This window comes from Psychromonas sp. MME2 (assembly GCF_040566515.1).
Classification (GTDB): Bacteria; Pseudomonadota; Gammaproteobacteria; order Enterobacterales; family Psychromonadaceae; genus Psychromonas.
In genome coordinates this window covers 1-15,718 of sequence record NZ_JBEWXI010000003.1, presented here as the reverse complement: position 1 = coordinate 15,718, position 15,718 = coordinate 1, and the positions used below count along the sequence as shown (strand labels likewise).

Annotated in this window: 10 protein-coding genes and 3 pseudogenes; 9 read left to right on the top strand and 4 right to left on the bottom strand. The window is 40.1% G+C overall.

Translation table 11 applies throughout. From position 1 onward, the window contains the following. The first annotated feature begins 17 nt into the window (after positions 1-17). Both AB1A03_RS05015 and AB1A03_RS05010 read left to right on the top strand, forming a co-directional pair. The gene (locus AB1A03_RS05015; protein ID WP_354623498.1) at positions 18-317 is read left to right on the top strand and encodes a type II toxin-antitoxin system ParD family antitoxin; all 300 of its coding nucleotides are present in this window, start codon (positions 18-20) and stop codon (positions 315-317) included. Beyond that, positions 310-600, top strand: coding sequence for a type II toxin-antitoxin system RelE/ParE family toxin (locus AB1A03_RS05010; RefSeq protein WP_354623497.1), 291 nt, complete (start codon positions 310-312; stop codon positions 598-600). The genes AB1A03_RS05015 and AB1A03_RS05010 overlap by 8 nt, the downstream gene beginning before the upstream one ends. A 157-nt stretch (positions 601-757) precedes the next feature. Here AB1A03_RS05010 and AB1A03_RS05005 read toward each other — a convergent pair whose 3' ends face one another. Continuing rightward, a complete protein-coding gene (locus AB1A03_RS05005; protein ID WP_354623496.1) occupies positions 758-1,108 on the bottom strand; it encodes a DMT family protein in 351 nt (116 codons plus the stop codon). Between the two features lie 665 nt (positions 1,109-1,773). On the opposite strand from AB1A03_RS05005, the gene AB1A03_RS05000 reads away from it, so the two are divergent. Further along, positions 1,774-3,285 carry an AbgT family transporter gene (locus AB1A03_RS05000; protein WP_354623670.1) on the top strand — a complete coding sequence of 504 codons (1,512 nt, stop codon included), beginning with the start codon at positions 1,774-1,776 and terminating at the stop codon, positions 3,283-3,285. Between the two features lie 119 nt (positions 3,286-3,404). On the opposite strand, the gene AB1A03_RS04995 is transcribed toward AB1A03_RS05000, so the two are convergent. Then, a complete protein-coding gene (locus tag AB1A03_RS04995; protein ID WP_354623495.1) occupies positions 3,405-4,214 on the bottom strand; it encodes a PhzF family phenazine biosynthesis protein in 810 nt (269 codons plus the stop codon). A gap of 331 nt (positions 4,215-4,545) precedes the next feature. On the opposite strand from AB1A03_RS04995, the gene AB1A03_RS04990 reads away from it, so the two are divergent. Next, entirely contained in the window at positions 4,546-5,058 is a 513-nt protein-coding gene (locus AB1A03_RS04990; RefSeq protein ID WP_354623494.1) for an Sbal_3080 family lipoprotein, read from the top strand. Between the two features lie 63 nt (positions 5,059-5,121). Here the strand turns inward: AB1A03_RS04990 and AB1A03_RS04985 are convergent, their stop codons facing one another. Then, positions 5,122-6,162, bottom strand: coding sequence for an IS481 family transposase (locus AB1A03_RS04985; protein WP_354623493.1), 1,041 nt, complete (start codon positions 6,160-6,162; stop codon positions 5,122-5,124). Between the two features lie 193 nt (positions 6,163-6,355). After that, a complete protein-coding gene (locus tag AB1A03_RS04980) occupies positions 6,356-7,300 on the bottom strand; it encodes a LysR family transcriptional regulator (protein WP_354623492.1) in 945 nt (314 codons plus the stop codon). Between the two features lie 165 nt (positions 7,301-7,465). Here AB1A03_RS04980 and purE point away from each other — a divergent pair, with 165 nt between their 5' ends. From purE to AB1A03_RS04955, 5 genes and pseudogenes are all read left to right on the top strand, one after another. Beyond that, a complete protein-coding gene (gene purE / locus AB1A03_RS04975; protein ID WP_354623491.1) occupies positions 7,466-7,945 on the top strand; it encodes a 5-(carboxyamino)imidazole ribonucleotide mutase in 480 nt (159 codons plus the stop codon). Continuing rightward, positions 7,945-9,051 (top strand): 5-(carboxyamino)imidazole ribonucleotide synthase, encoded by a 1,107-nt coding sequence (locus tag AB1A03_RS04970; RefSeq protein WP_354623490.1) that lies wholly within the window; start codon positions 7,945-7,947, stop codon positions 9,049-9,051. Before purE ends, AB1A03_RS04970 begins: the two co-directional genes overlap by 1 nt. 36 nt (positions 9,052-9,087) lie before the next feature. After that, positions 9,088-10,747, top strand: a pseudogene (locus AB1A03_RS04965) (SulP family inorganic anion transporter). A gap of 302 nt (positions 10,748-11,049) precedes the next feature. Then, positions 11,050-14,616, top strand: a pseudogene (locus tag AB1A03_RS04960) (NAD-glutamate dehydrogenase); the annotation flags it as partial. Beyond that, positions 14,611-15,718: pseudogene (locus tag AB1A03_RS04955) on the top strand (NAD-glutamate dehydrogenase); the annotation flags it as partial. The pseudogenes AB1A03_RS04960 and AB1A03_RS04955, both read left to right, overlap by 6 nt.

Sequence of the window (15,718 nt, the reverse complement as noted above, 5' to 3'; positions counted from 1 at the left end):
CATAATATGATAAATGAATGATTGGAGTGCTAATTATGAATATTACTTTAGGTAAAGAATTCGAGCGAAGAATTACTGAAAAGGTATCTGATGGTTTATATACTTCTGCAAGTGAAGTGATCCGTGATGGTTTGAGGCTATTATTTGAGAAAGACGTTGCTAAAAACCAGCAACTAGAAATATTACGCGAAGAAGTCGCTAAAGGATTCGAACAGCTAGCTGCTGGCGAATCGTCAAAGCACAGTGTAATGGAAATATTTGAACAAGCTTCTCTTTCAGTCGCTAACAAGTCAGCGAGCGATAATACTAATGCCTAGCTATAGGTTATCTCCTTTAGCTGAAAAAGATTTATTCAAAATAATTTCAACAACGATTGAATCTTGGGGAAGTACACAGGCAAAAGTGTATGCTCAAACTATCGATGCAGCCTTATTGAAGTTAGCTCAATACCCTGACTTCGGCAGGGAAAGAAATGATGTTTATGTTGGTGCTAAAAGTTTTCCCGTAGAAAAGCATATTGTCTTTTATCAGATTAGTGATAATGGCATCGAAGTGGCTCGTCTTCTTCATCAGCGTATGGATCCCTCAAAACATTTCTAGCCGTATTTGGGTAAGCTTTATTAAGGTAAATGATAGTCATGCCTGAAAACCATATTAATAAACTTGCCCAAATAGATGCTCGTCTTCAAGTAATAAATGAAGAGAGACTTACGTTACTTAATGAGAAACGCCAATTGAGAACACCTATTTCGCAGTGTTAGGAAAATTTGCTGCGGAATGCAAAGTACACAGCGCCAACCAAACAAAAACCAGCCCATAAATAATCTAATTTTAGAGGCTCTCTAAGATAGAAAACCGAAAATGGCACGAATACCATTAACGTAATGACTTCTTGAAGAATTTTTAGTTGGCCAACATTAAGAGCGGTATAACCTATCCTATTCGCAGGAAATTGTAGCATATACTCAAAAAGAGCTATTCCCCAACTAACTAGAGCAGCTATTACCCACGGTTTATTATTAAGTTCTTTTAAATGTGCATACCATGCAAAAGTCATAAAAACATTACTACAAACAAGCAGTGAAATACTGATTACTATCGGATTCATTAAATATCAAACTCATACAATAGCCCACCATTTTTAAAAGTGATGAGCGGTGCCGAAAATCGGCACATTCTACTGCTGGTGTTGTAAAGCGTAAATATCTATTTGCGTAAAACCCAAAAGACTAGCTAAGGGTGTAATCAGGGATATAAATGACTCTTAGTCTATTAAAAACAGATCTTTTGATAATGAAGAATCAACAAATTAGCTTTAATTGCAGTCGCTCTGACGGTAAAAATACTAAAGCGTTCACAGACGTGTCTAAGATTTTCTACCCGCTAACGAGTACGGTTAACAATTTGGGACAGGCAAACCTTTTATTAATGTAAATCAATAAAATATTTGGATGTCCGCGATTTCTACTCAGGTGATATATCTTTTTGTGTCGCTTCCATTAACTTTCTGTATTATGTGAAGCGCTGATTTAATCGAAACAGCATCGAATGATAATTGGGGCAGTAAAAATGATAATCCCATCAATTATGTGAGGGCAAAGCGGCTTATATTTAAAAAGTTGAGTGATAAGCCGTAATAATAATTTCCTTGTAGAGGAATATTCAAACAATTCAACTTTCTAGCTAAAAACAGGAGTTTTAATGAGTAACCAAGCGATCAATGGAGATGTGCAAACTTCATTAGAAGGAAATGCACAAACTACATCCAAAGGAATGGATCGTTTTTTAAATTTTATCGAAAGAACAGGTAATAAAGTACCTGATCCAGCACTTCTTTTTTTCTGGGGGCTACTGCTAGTATGGGGGCTATCTGCGTTATTTTCGCAATTTTCCTTTGGTCTAGTACATCCTGTAACAGAAGCAAGTATTGAAGTTAATAACCAATTAACCGGAGATTCTTTAGCAAGTTTTTTAGCTAATATGGTAACAACCTTCACAGGTTTTGCTCCGTTAGGCATTGTACTGGTCGCTATGTTAGGTGTCGGTGTTGCTGATTCTTCTGGCTTTATTAATACAGCGCTTAAAAACATGTTGCGCTTTACCCCTGCTAAACTATTAACACCGATGTTAATTTTAGTGGCGATTGTTTCGCATACTGCTGCCGATGCAGGTTACGTACTGGTTATTCCATTAGGGGCAATTATTTTCCAGGCGGCAGGTCGTCATCCTCTAGTGGGTATCGCAGCTGCTTTCGCGGGGGTATCAGGTGGTTTCTCTGCTAACTTTATCCCATCAGGTATTGACCCGTTAATTGCTGGTTTTACACAATCGGCAGCACAAGTATTTGATTCTGATTACATTGTTAATCCGTTATCAAATATTTACTTTACCGGGTTATCTTCAATCCTAATTGTAGCTGTGGGTTGGTGGGTAACGGATAAAGTGATTGAACCTCGTTTGAGTAAAATTAAAATCGATGATGATGCTGAAGAGAGTGAAAAATTAGGAGTTATTACTGAGCTTGAAGGACGTGCATTCAAGTTCGCTCTGTTTACTATGTTAGCGGGTATTGCGGTATTAATCGCACTGTTAATTCCTGAAAACTCAGCACTTCGCTCTCCTACTGGAGAGTTAACAGCATTTGATGCGCCGATTATGCAATCTATCGTGCCACTTATCTTTATTATCTTTATTATCCCTGGCGTTGTATATGGGCGTATGGTGGGTAAATTTAAAACCAATGATGACGTCATTAAATCAATGTCATTTACCATGGGTACAATGGGCAGTTACATCGTCATGTCATTTTTCTGTGCACAGTTCCTAGTGGCGTTTAGCCAATCTAATATCGGTGTTGTTTTGGCGCTTTACGGTGCTCAATTCTTGCAATTCTTAGATTTACCTGGACAATTTACGATTGTTGGCATGATCCTGTTAACGGCATTTATAAATTTACTTGTTGGCTCAGCATCAGCCAAATGGGCATTAATTGGTCCAATTTTAGTGCCAATGTTAATGGCGGTGAATATCTCTCCTGAGCTATCGCAAGCGGCTTACCGTGTTGGTGATTCTGTTTCTAATATCATCTCTCCATTAATGGTATTCTTCCCTCTGGTTGTTGTTTACTGTCAACGCTATGTTAAAAGCACTGGTATCGGTACATTAGCGTCAATGATGATGCCATATTCCATTGCAATGTTAATTGGTTGGACATTATTCTTATTGGCTTACTGGGCATTAGGTATTCCACTGGGTATTCAAGCTTCTTACACTTACCCCTTATAAGTAATGCCGTGTGGTTAAGCTTATTTTAGGCTTATATCTTAGTGCCAATTGAGGACATCCAGATGTCCTGACTTTTGGCGCTAACTTTTTAATTTACGTTCGTATCACCTATTTATGGGTTATATGATTGGTACTTGTATCGTTCCTTTGATTACCGTTACTGCAGAGCCCACCAACTTTGTGCGTCCATTGGGTAAAAGTTCGGTAGCGACATATCCACCACGGGTTGATGCTTGAAACCCCTTTAGTTGTATTTTTCCTAATTTCTCCGACCAATAAACGGTCAAAGCACAATGTGCCAATCCTGTTACAGGGTCTTCATTTACACCAACCCAAGGAGCAAAGTACCTTGAGAGAAAGTCTAAATTATCACTTTCTGAGCGTGTTGTAACCAGAACACCACGACCATTAAGTTGTTTTAAAGCATCAAAATTAGGCTGAAGATTACGTAAGGTTTTTTCACTATCAACTTCAATCAAAAACTTTGAATCAAAGTGACCAAAGGATATGATTTTACTCTTTTCGATACCTAGATAATCAAGTAACTCAGGCGGTTGAGTCACATCAAAGTTGATTATCGGTGATGGGAAGTCAAGTTCGATCGTCGCTTCGTTTATGAGTGCTGTTAATGTACCAGATGCTGTTTCAAAATTGATTTGATCGCCTTGTTTAAGTAGCCCTCGTTCGGTGAGTACATGGGCAACAGCAAGTGTTCCATGGCCACATAATTTTACTTCTGCCTTGGGAGTGAACCACCTTAAGGTCATATCCGAAAGTGATAAAAATGCAGTTTCAGATACCGCCATTTCTTCAGCAATGGAAAGCATTAAGCGTTCAGCTATACCATTCTTCGTTATACAAACCCCAGCAGGGTTTCCTTTGAATGCTTCAGTTGTAAACGAATCAACTTGATAGATCTCTAAGTCCATGAATATTCCCTATACCCCTGTTATCTCAGATGCTTTGTCTGGCGTACTTTTTGTTGTTAATTTTGTCTTTTATTAACTGGACTAACAATTTGGGACAGCCAAACCTTTTTATTAATGTAAATCAATAAAATATTTGCATGTTCGCGATTTCCAATATCATCAACCATTGAATAATGGGAAACCCCATATATTGCTTTTTGTTACCTGATATTTGTATACGAGTAATATTAAACTTATCATCAAATATTCAAGTTATTATCATAACTGCTTAACATGGATACGCAACTATATCGTTTGCGTATAGCTATATTTAATTTAAAGGGATGTTTACGTGAGAAATATAATACTCGGTTTGGTTTTAGTCGCTGTAACGGGATGTTCAAGCAATGGTCTAACAACGTTGAAGCAAATGGATCCAAATTTTGAAAAAGAAATAGTTATGACAAACGATCCAAAGCAAACCGCAAAAGTTAGGAGTATTGTTACTAATTGGATGGTTGATAATGGTTATAACGTATCTAAGGAAACGGCAAGCCCAAATGCAGCGTTAAATGATAATCAAGTGATGTTTGAATTTAATGCTAATTGGTGGTGGGATATGGCAACGTACATGCGTTACGTAAACTTAGATGTTACTGATAGTAAAGGAGAGAAGGTGGCTGAGCTTGACTTCGATTCAGTTAGGTATGGCGGAATGGATAAATTTGGAAATGCAGAAGAAAGATTAAATCTAATTATGGCGGTTTTTTTTCAGAAGATATCAGTACAAGATGCTGAACGTCAATTAGAGCATGGAAAAGATAGAACTAATCAATCAGCACCCACCTGCGCTTACGATTGTTAGCAAAGAGTGTAGTAGCTCAGACTTAATCTGACAGTTACCCATTTTGTAATGGTGACTGTTAGTTTAGATTTGAGCTAAATTCTTTTCTGCCCAAATCGATTTACCATCAATTAATGTTTCAAGTGGTGTTCGTCCACAACACATTTTACCTTGATGGGTACGTTCATTGTTATAGTAATTGATCCATTCGTCTAGATCTTTTTGCAGCTCCTCCAAACTGCTATACAGTTTTTTCCTAAAAGTAATTTGATAAAACTCGTTCAATATCGTCTTATGGAAGCGCTCACAGATACCATTAGTCTGCGGAGACATCGCTTTCGTTTTAGTATGATCGATATCGTTAATAGCAAGATAGAGCTGATAATCATGCTGCTCAACTCTTCCACAGTATTCAGTACCTCTGTCAGTTAAAATCCGTAGCATAGGAAGCTCATACTGCTCAAAATACGGTAATACTTTGTCGTTAAGTATATCGGCAGCTGTAATTGGGGTTTTGGTGGTATAGAGCTTGGCGAAGGCTACTTTGCTATAGGTATCAACAAAAGTCTGCTGATAAATACGACCAACACCTTTCATATTGCCGACATAAAAGGTGTCTTGAGAGCCTAAATAACCTGGATGTACCGTTTCTATCTCACCACACGCCTCATCATCATGCTTTTTCTTTTCTAGTGCTGCGACCTGTGCTTCCGTTAGAATAATGCCGTCGTTAGCGACTTTTTCTTCAAGTGCTTTTAAGCGTTTTTTGAAATTTTCAAGGTTATTCCGCAACCAAATAGAGCGAACACCACTACCGGATACAAATACACCTTGTTTGCGTAATTCATTGCTTGTACGGTGTTGGCCGTGAGCTGGTTGTTCAATGGCATACTTAATAACAGCTTGTTCTGTTGCTTCATCAACACGATTTTTAAGATTGGGTGCTCGTCTGGTTTTGTTGATCAGAGCATCAACACCACCTTCCTCCACAAGCTCTTGATAACGATAAAATGTATCTCGTGATACACCCATGACTTTACAAGCTCTAGATACGTTGCCTAATTCTTCTGCTAAATTAAGTAAACCTGCTTTGTGTTTAATGATTGGATTGTTAGTATGAAACATGAGAGTTACCTTTTGTTGTTTTGAAATAAAGATTCGACACCTTTATCAAAACGGGTAACTCTCAACTTTTCAAGTCGAAATGTCAAATCTAGTCTGAACTAATACAAAAGAGGGTTAAAAACTTTAACATCTGTAATTTTTTCGCTGTAAGGAGTAGGCTTCGCTAGGGCAGTCAAACCTTATAGCGCTCACCTTACTCCAACCCATTCTTATCAAGTTCATCTTGTAGCAACTTGCGACCATTAGCCTCAATATGCTGTAAAAATGCCGAGGCGATTAAGGTGGGGCGTTTCGCTGCTGACCACATAAAAAACCAGTGTGAATCTATCGGTAGCTCTTTGATAGGTAGACGTACTAAGCCGCTTTGACCACCATAGGTGAGGGTGTGAGCCGAAATAATCGACACCCCCAATTTAGACATGACCGCATGTTTAATCGCCTCGTTGCTTTCTATGGTCATCTTTATGTTGGCTTGTAACTTATGTTTTTTAAAAAAACGTTCAATCGCGTAACGGGTGCCCGAACCCTTTTCACGCATTAGAAAAGGCGTTTTACATAGGTCATCAAGGGTAATTATTTTTTGTTTTACCAGTGGGTGGTCTTGATGCGCTATGGCGACTAAGGGATTGTCGAGAAATTCTATGCTGTTGGCCTCGATATCTTGAGGGGGGTGGCTAAAGACATAAAAATCATCCACCCCCTGTTTCATTCGTTCAATGGTTTGCTCGCGATTGCCGATTTTCAGTTGGATATCGATATTTGGAAACGCTTCACAAAAGGGGCCTAAAAGGTGCGGAATAAAATATTTGGATGTGGTTACAACGGCCAAGCGTAGGGTACCCGATTTGAATTCGCGGAGATTGCCTAGGGTCATATCTAGGCGAGCAAAGCTATCAAGCACTTCGACTGCGGTTTTCACTAGCTCTAAGCCGATATCCGTAAAAACCAATTGCCTATTGATATATTGATACAAAGGCTCACCAATCGCTTCGGTGAGTTTGCGCATTTGAATTGATACTGTCGGTTGAGTTAAAAAAAGCTCCTTGGCCGCTTCATTAATACTGCCTTTATCATGCACAGCCAATAGTATTTCTAGTTGCCGCATTGTACCTACATGGGCATGCAGTCGTGATTGCATTCGAAATCCTTCACGGTATAAGAATAAATGTACATAGATATTAGTCTATATATGGATTAGATAATATCTATTTTTATCTATGGCTTGTTGTTGTCATACTCACTCCGTCCAAGGAAAACTATATTAATTTGCACTTTTTAGTGAATCAATTACGGAGTAAAAACAATGCCTACACATAAAGTCGCTATCATAATGGGTTCTCAATCAGACTGGCCTGTGATGCGTCACGCCACCACCTTGCTTGAAGCGTTTGCTATTCCCTTTGAAGCGATGGTGGTCTCCGCGCATCGTACCCCACAACGGTTATATGAATTTGCGCAAACAGCGGAGAATAATTACAGCGTGATTATTGCTGGCGCAGGTGGTGCTGCTCATCTTCCAGGCATGACTGCGGCGTTAACCTGTGTCCCTGTGATTGGCGTTCCTGTACAAAGTAAAGCACTCAAGGGGATGGACAGTTTATTATCCATTGTGCAAATGCCTAAGGGCGTTGCGGTTGCAACGCAAGCAATTGGTGAAGCGGGGGCCTTTAATGCGGGCTTGTTAGCCGCTCAACTGCTTTCAATTGGAGACCCTGACTTACAACATAAAGTGAAAGCATGGCGTGAACAGCAAACAGAAAGTGTTACGTGGGAGGTTGAATAATGCGTATTGCCATTGTTGGCTGTGGGCAGTTATCACGTATGATGGCGCTTGCGGGTTTACCATTGGGGATTAAATTTAGCTTTATTCATGATGATCTTAGCCAAAGCCTTTCTTGTGTCGAGGGGCTTGGGGTGGTCAAAGAATTGCCAGCGGCAACAAAAGGGAGTGATGGTTATGATAGACAGAAAATCGAGCAACTATATAAAGCGTTAGGTGAGCCTGATTGTATTAGCGTTGAAAAAGAACAAGTTGACCCCGCGCTATTACAAGCCTTGGCAGAATTTTGTCCTATTTATCCGGGTATTGCCGCGATAAAGGCGTGTCAACACAGAGCTAAAGAGAAACAGCTATTAGCGGATTTGGCTATTCCAACCTCGCCATTTTTTTATAATAGCCGTGTCTTAGAGGCGGGGCAGGTTTTAGGTTATCCGGTCATGGTTAAATCATGTCGCGAAGGCTACGACGGTAAAAACCAATGGCTTATCAAAAATGAGGATGAGGCAAATGCATTCGATAAGCTCACTATTGAAGACTATATTATCGAGGCATTTGTTGCATTTGATAAAGAGATCTCCCTGCTTTCTGTGCGCAGTCAAAGTGGGCAGATTAAGCACTATTCGTTAACCGATAATGAACATGAACGAGGCATGTTAAAACAATCCTATGCGCCAGCAATGGATATTTCCAATGCCATGGAGCAACAGGCACAGCAGTATATGGAAATGCTACTGAATAAATTGGATTATGTTGGGGTGATGGCTATTGAGTTTTTTGTTGTTGGCGATAAGTTAATGGTTAATGAATTAGCGCCCAGAGTTCACAATAGCGGTCATTGGACGCAGTTGGGTACTCTTACTTGCCAATTTGAAAATCATATCCGAGCATTAGCTGGGTTGAGCCTTGGCAGCACTCAGCAAATAGGGGCTGCGGGAATGGTTAACCTTATCGGTACGGCAAAGCCTCCCTTTGATGCATTAACTGAAAACGCCAAATTGTATTGGTATAACAAAACCGTGAAAGCCAATAGAAAGTTAGGTCATGTTAATTTCATTGCAGAAAATCAGGCGATAGTTAAGCAACAAATTGCACAATTTGAATGTTGTTAAAAAATTCACAACAGACTTTCTACAGGAGTGACCGTGGTGCTTGGACATCGTTTTGATAATATTAATGTGAAAGGGGATCTCTTCGCTGGCGTCACAACCGCTATCATCTCTTTACCCTTGGCGCTTGCCTTTGGTGTTGCCTCTGGCGCTGGTGCGGAGGCTGGGTTGTGGGGGGCGATTCTGGTTGGTTTTTTTGCTGCTCTTTTTGGTGGCTCAACGAGCCTTATTTCAGAGCCTACTGGCCCAATGACGGTTATTATGACGGCCGTTTTGACCAGTATGATGGCTAAATATCCAGAATCGGGCATGGCAATGTCTTTTACCGTGGTGATGATGGCGGGGGCTTTTCAGATATTGCTCGGCACGCTTAAACTCGGTAAGTATGTAACGTTGATGCCATATAGCGTTGTTTCGGGATTTATGTCTGGTATCGGTGTGATTTTAATTATTCTGCAATTATCGCCATTGCTTGGACATTCGGCGCCAGCAGGAGGAGTATTAGGGACGCTTTCTGCGTTACCGCAGACGTTATCAGAGATAAAATTTAGTGAACTTTTCCTTGGTGTTATTACTTTACTATTACTATTTTATTTCCCTAAAAAATATCGAAAATTTGTTCCCGCGCAACTGGTCACTTTAGTTGCTGTTACATTTTTGTCGGTGATATTATTTGATAAAGAGAGTATCCGTCGTATTGGCGAAATACCTGCTGGATTACCTTCCTTGGTATTGCCATCTTTTAATGCTGATATGTTTACTACCATGGTACTCGATGCGTTAGTACTGGGGACTTTAGGTTGTATTGATACCCTGTTAACAGCTGTCATTGGTGATTCCTTAACGCGTAAAGAGCATGACTCTGATAAAGAGTTGCGTGGCCAAGGTTTGGCAAACATGATTTCTGGTTTATTTGGCGCACTACCGGGGGCTGGGGCAACCATGGGCACGGTCACCAACATACAGGTTGGGGGGCGTTCTCCCATTTCAGGTATGTTGCGCGCCCTTGTGCTGGCGCTGGTTGTGCTCGTTGCGGGTGGGCTAACCGAACCCATACCCATGGCGGTGCTGGCCGGGATTGCTGTTTATGTTGGTTTTAATATTTTAGATTGGAGCTTTATTCAGCGAGCTCACAAGGTTAGCCTGCCTGCGATGATGATAATGTATGGCGTGATGCTACTGACCGTCTTTGTTGATTTGATGGTCGCAGTGGGGTTAGGGGTCTTTATTTCCAATATTTTGATTATTGAAAAGCTGGTAAAGAGCAGAACGGCAAGTTAAAGCGATCAGTGATGCCAATCAAACCGATTTACCTTTAACCGTTAGCGAACGATTACTTTTAGATAAAGCGGATGGCAAAGTGCTGTTTTTTTACTTATCAGGGCCAATGATATTTAGTGTATCAAAAGCAATATCACGACAACATGCAACCATTGACGACTATCAAGTGATGATTTTAGATTTAACCGATGTACCGATGATTGATGTGACGGTTGGCTTGGCACTAGAAAATGCGATAAAAGATGCACTAGAGGCAAAATGTGAGGTGTTATTATTATGCCCTCATATACAAACGCGCGACCAATTAGAAAAATTGAATGTCTTGGATTTAATTGCCAAGAGTAATAATTACAGTTCACGTGAGCTAGCCTTGCAAGCCGCACTTACTCATGTTGATGGTGTGACAAGGACACGCTAATCGCATTTTATGAAGCGCGTAAAGGGAGCTTTTACGCGCTTTTATCATTGTCCCCATTGTGAACACTAATACCCATCCTATATTTATATTCCTGCCACTTTAAAATGCAAAGTCAGCAAGAAAAAGAGTGCCGAGATGCTCGGGGCTATTTCTTTCAGGGGCATTTTTGCACTGCTCTTTTTTACTCACATTTCGAAGCAAATCAAATATTTACTATAAAGTAATTTTTATTGCGTGGGTTGCATGGTTAATTCTTTATTGTGCTCTAGTCTTACAAAAGAGCATTTATGTAATGGGGGGCAATGATGACTTCTTCAAAATTAGATCAAAAAAGCGATATATTAAAACAGATTTTTACGCATTTAAAAACGCACTTCTCTGCGGCGACACAAAAGGTATTAGAGCAATTTATCAGCCGACTTTATCGTGATGTAACCATTGCCGATTTAACGCAAATGTCACCAGAAGATCTCACAGGGCTGACCGTCTCTTTGTGGCGTGAATGTCAGCAATGGTCTGGAGATAATGCCAAGGTACTGGTATTTAATCCTGATGTTGAAAAAGATGAATGGCAATCCTCGCATACTGTTATTAGTGTGTTGTGCCGTAATATTCCCTTCGTGATTGATACATTAAAACTCATTATTAACGAGCAAAATATTAAAGTTCATCGTGTTTTTCATAGCGAAATGACCACCAGTAGAACGAAAACGGGTAAATTATCCTCTTTTAATGGCAAGGAAAAGGGGGAGTTATTACTCTATTTAGAGATAGACCAAACAAGTTCAAAAGTGGAACGAGATCAGTTAACGGCTAAGATCCAACTCGCTATGCAAGATGTTGTTTTAGTTGTTGATGACTTCTCTAGATTAACGCAAACATTAAAGGATGCGGTGCAGGTTAGTTGTACGGATAAATATAATAAACAGATCCCTGACTTAAAAGAGCAGCAAACTTTTTTATCTTGGTTGTTAAATGATCACTTTACCTTTATCGCTTGTGACCAATTTGTAATAGAAAAAGGGCAACTTATTTCTTCTCAGGAGAGTCGTTTAGGGCTACTTAAACGTGTAGGTTTTATGGCGGAAGCTCTCCAATTCGAAGCCTTTGATGTGTTAAATCGTCCCTCTTTGTTGCATTTTAGCAAGGCCTCTCAGCGGGCGATGGTCCATCGGGCGGCCTATCCCGATGTGATTTATGTTAAACGTTTCGATGAACAGGGGCAGTTAATTGCTGGTTATCGTTTTATTGGTTTATATACTTCATCCGTATATCGTGAAACGCCATCCTTGATCCCTGTCGTTTCTAGTAAGTTAAAGCATATATTAGAAAAATCAGGTTACAGTCCAGGTGGCCATTATTACAAAGAGTTATCGCAAATTATTTCCACTCATCCAGCAGAAGATCTGCTACTGTGTGATACGCAATCCCTATTAGAAAATGCTTTAGTGGTTTTACATGCGCAAGAGCGTAAACAGTTGAAGCTATTTTTGCGCAGCGAAGGTAATCACCTCTTTGTTATTGCGACGCTCTATGTTCCTCGCGATGTTTATAACACTAAAATTCGATTGGCTTTTGAAGAGTTAATTTGCCGCACCTTAGATGTGATTGATAGTGATTTTCAAATCTATATGAGCGAGTCGAATTTAGCGCGTCTCCGTTTATTGTTGCGTTTAAAAGGACCATTGAAGCAAGAGTTAGAGGTGCAAGCGATAGAAGATCGTATGTGCCAGTTAACTAAGCCTTGGGATTATCAATTACATGAGTCTTTAGTTGACCACTTTAGTGAAGAGCAGGGGATAAAGCTTGCCAAAAAGTATCAGTCAGCCTTTTCAAGTAGTTATCAATATGTCTTTAGTAGCCGTATTGCAGTGACTGATATTGAACGAATTGAGTCATTGTATGCAGATAAAACACGCTCAATGGCATTGCGTTTTTACCGCTCTATTGAAGTTAATGAGAGTGAATTAAAATTAAAACTATTCCATCAAGATGGTGCATTATTGCTTTCGGATCTTATCCCTGTCTTGGAAAACTTAGGCTTAAAAGTTGCTGAAGAGTATCCCTATAAAGTCGCTCCGGAGGGTGAAGAGTCGGTTTGGTTGTATGATTTAACGTTAAAATATTCGCTCGTTGATAATTTTGATCCCGAAGCATATCGAGATCTATTTTCCGATGCCTTTTTATCAATTTGGTATGGTCAGGCGGAGAGTGACTCTTTTAATAAACTCATTCTCAGTGCCGGACTTTCTTGGCGTGAAGTCAGTTTATTACGTGCCTATGCTAAATATTTAAAACAAATTCGTTTTGGTTTTAGCCATTTAGCGATTGCTAAAACACTGCTCGCCCATAGCCAATTAGTACAAGATATTATTCGTTTATTTAAGTTACGCTTTGATCCTGTGACAAGTTGCCATCTGGATAAGCAAGTTAAGTTGCAGGATAAGATTTTAACGGCCCTAAATGATGTCAGTAATCTCAATGAAGATCGCGTTTTACGTCAATATGTTGAGCTTATTATGGCAACATTGCGTAGCAACTACTTCCAACGAGATAGCGGTATTGATAAACCCTATATCAGCTTTAAATTTGACCATGACCAATTAACCGAACTGCCGCTTCCGCGCTTAAATTATGAGGTGTTTGTTTATTCACCTTGCTTTGAAGGGGTTCATCTGCGTGGTGGTAAGGTGGCTCGTGGTGGGTTACGTTGGTCTGACCGTGGTGAAGATTTTCGAACCGAGGTACTTGGCTTAGTAAAGGCGCAGCAAGTGAAAAACTCGGTGATTGTCCCGGTTGGTGCTAAGGGGGGCTTTGTTGCGAAAAAATTAAAAACGAATATGGACAGAGAAAGTTTTATGGCCGAAGGTATTCGTTGCTATCGAATGTTTGTCAGCGCGTTATTAGATATTACCGATAATCTTCAACAAGGTGAGGTCGTCCCGCCCGTCGATCTGCTTCGCTATGATGGCGATGATCCCTATCTTGTGGTAGCGGCAGATAAAGGTACGGCAACTTTTTCTGATATCGCGAATCAATTAGCACAGCAAAGAAATTTTTGGCTCGATGATGCCTTTGCCTCGGGAGGCAGTAATGGTTATGACCATAAAAAAATGGGAATTACCGCACGCGGGGCATGGAAAAGTGTGCAACGTCATTTCAGATGGCGGTGTTGATGTGCAGCAACAAGCCATTAGTGTGGTTGGTATTGGTGATATGGGAGGGGATGTTTTTGGTAATGGGATGCTCAGGTCAAAATATATTTCACTGATTGCCGCTTTTAACCATTTACATATATTTATTGATCCCAATCCGGTTGATTTAAAAGCTAACTTTGATGAAAGATTGCGTTTATTCAATACCCCGCGTAGTGCTTGGAGTGATTACAATGCGGCACTACTCTCTACGGGTGGTGGTGTCTATTTACGTAGCGCTAAAAGTATTAAAATTACACCTGAAATGGCAAAACGTTTTGATATTGATAAAAAACAAGTTTCCCCAACGGAGCTGATTGGTTTGTTATTAAAAGCACGCGTTGATCTTCTCTGGAATGGGGGAATCGGCACCTATGTTAAAAGTAGTGACGAAAGCCATGCTGATGTTGGCGATAAGGCTAACGATTGTTTACGTATTAATGGTAATCAACTGCGCTGTGCCGTAATTGGTGAAGGTGGAAATTTAGGTTTTACACAACGGGCACGAATTGAGTATGCCGGTATGGGGGGCTCTGCTTTACTGACGCCATCGATAATGCTGCAGGCGTTAATTGTTCAGATTTAGAAGTTAATATTAAAATTCTGCTGGATAAGTTAGTTTCACAGGGGGATTTAACGGTTAAGCAGCGTAATCTTTGCTTAGGAAAAATGACCGATGATGTGGCGCATTTAGTGCTTTGCAATAATTATCGCCAAGCCCAGTGTGTTAGTTTGACGCATATTGGCAGCTATAAGCGTATGGAAGAGTTTCGTAATTTTATTAATGAATTGGAATCTAAGGGAAAATTAAACCGTGAGCTGGAGTTTATTCCCTCCGATGAAAAGCTATGTGAACGTAAAAGCGCACACCTTGGTTTGAGTCGCCCGACTATTTCGGTTGTGCTTGCCTATGCAAAAAATGAGATGAAACAGGAACTAGCAGATGCTCACATTGCCAGTGATCCTTATCTTATTGGTGAAGCAGAAAAAATATTTCCAGCATCCTTAGTTAAGCAATATCCCAATGAGATACAACAGCATCCATTAATCAATGAGATTGTTGCGACACAAGTGAGTAATGATCTTTTTAATATAATGGGGCCAACCTTTGCGTATCGTATTATGTCTAGCTCGGGCTGTTCATTTTTAGACCTGAGTAAGGCGTGGATTGCTAGTCGGGATATTTTTGTACTTAACAATATTTTGCAGGAGATAGAAGCCTTAGATCATAAGGTTGATTGTGCCCTACAGAACGATATGATTTTTAAACTGCAAAGTATGATTTATCGCAGCACGCGTTGGTTGATACGTAATCATCGTGATGAATTAGAGACTGGTAAGTTAATACGTCAATATCAACAGCCCTTGCAATCGGTGGCGGCTAATATTGAAAAAGTCTTAATGGGCAATGTGGTTGATTATCGTATTGCTGCTATTAATCCTCTTTTAGAAGCTTCTGTTCCTGCTTCTTTGGCGGCAAAAATCTCCTGTACGGAGCAGTTTTATGCCTTATTGAGTGTGATTTCTGTGGCGCTAAAACTACAGGTTGATCCCCATTTAGCAGCTAGAGTCTATTTTTATGCATCTTACAAATTGAAGTTATTTGATATTGCTAAACAGCTCAATTTACTGCCCGTTGATAATAATTGGCAATCATTGGCTAAGGAGGCGATGTGTGATGACCTTGAATGGCAACAGCAACGTATTGCGAGGACGTTGTTGACGATGATGAAAGGGGAGGATGTTGAGCAAACCTTTAATGACTGGGAAAGTAATA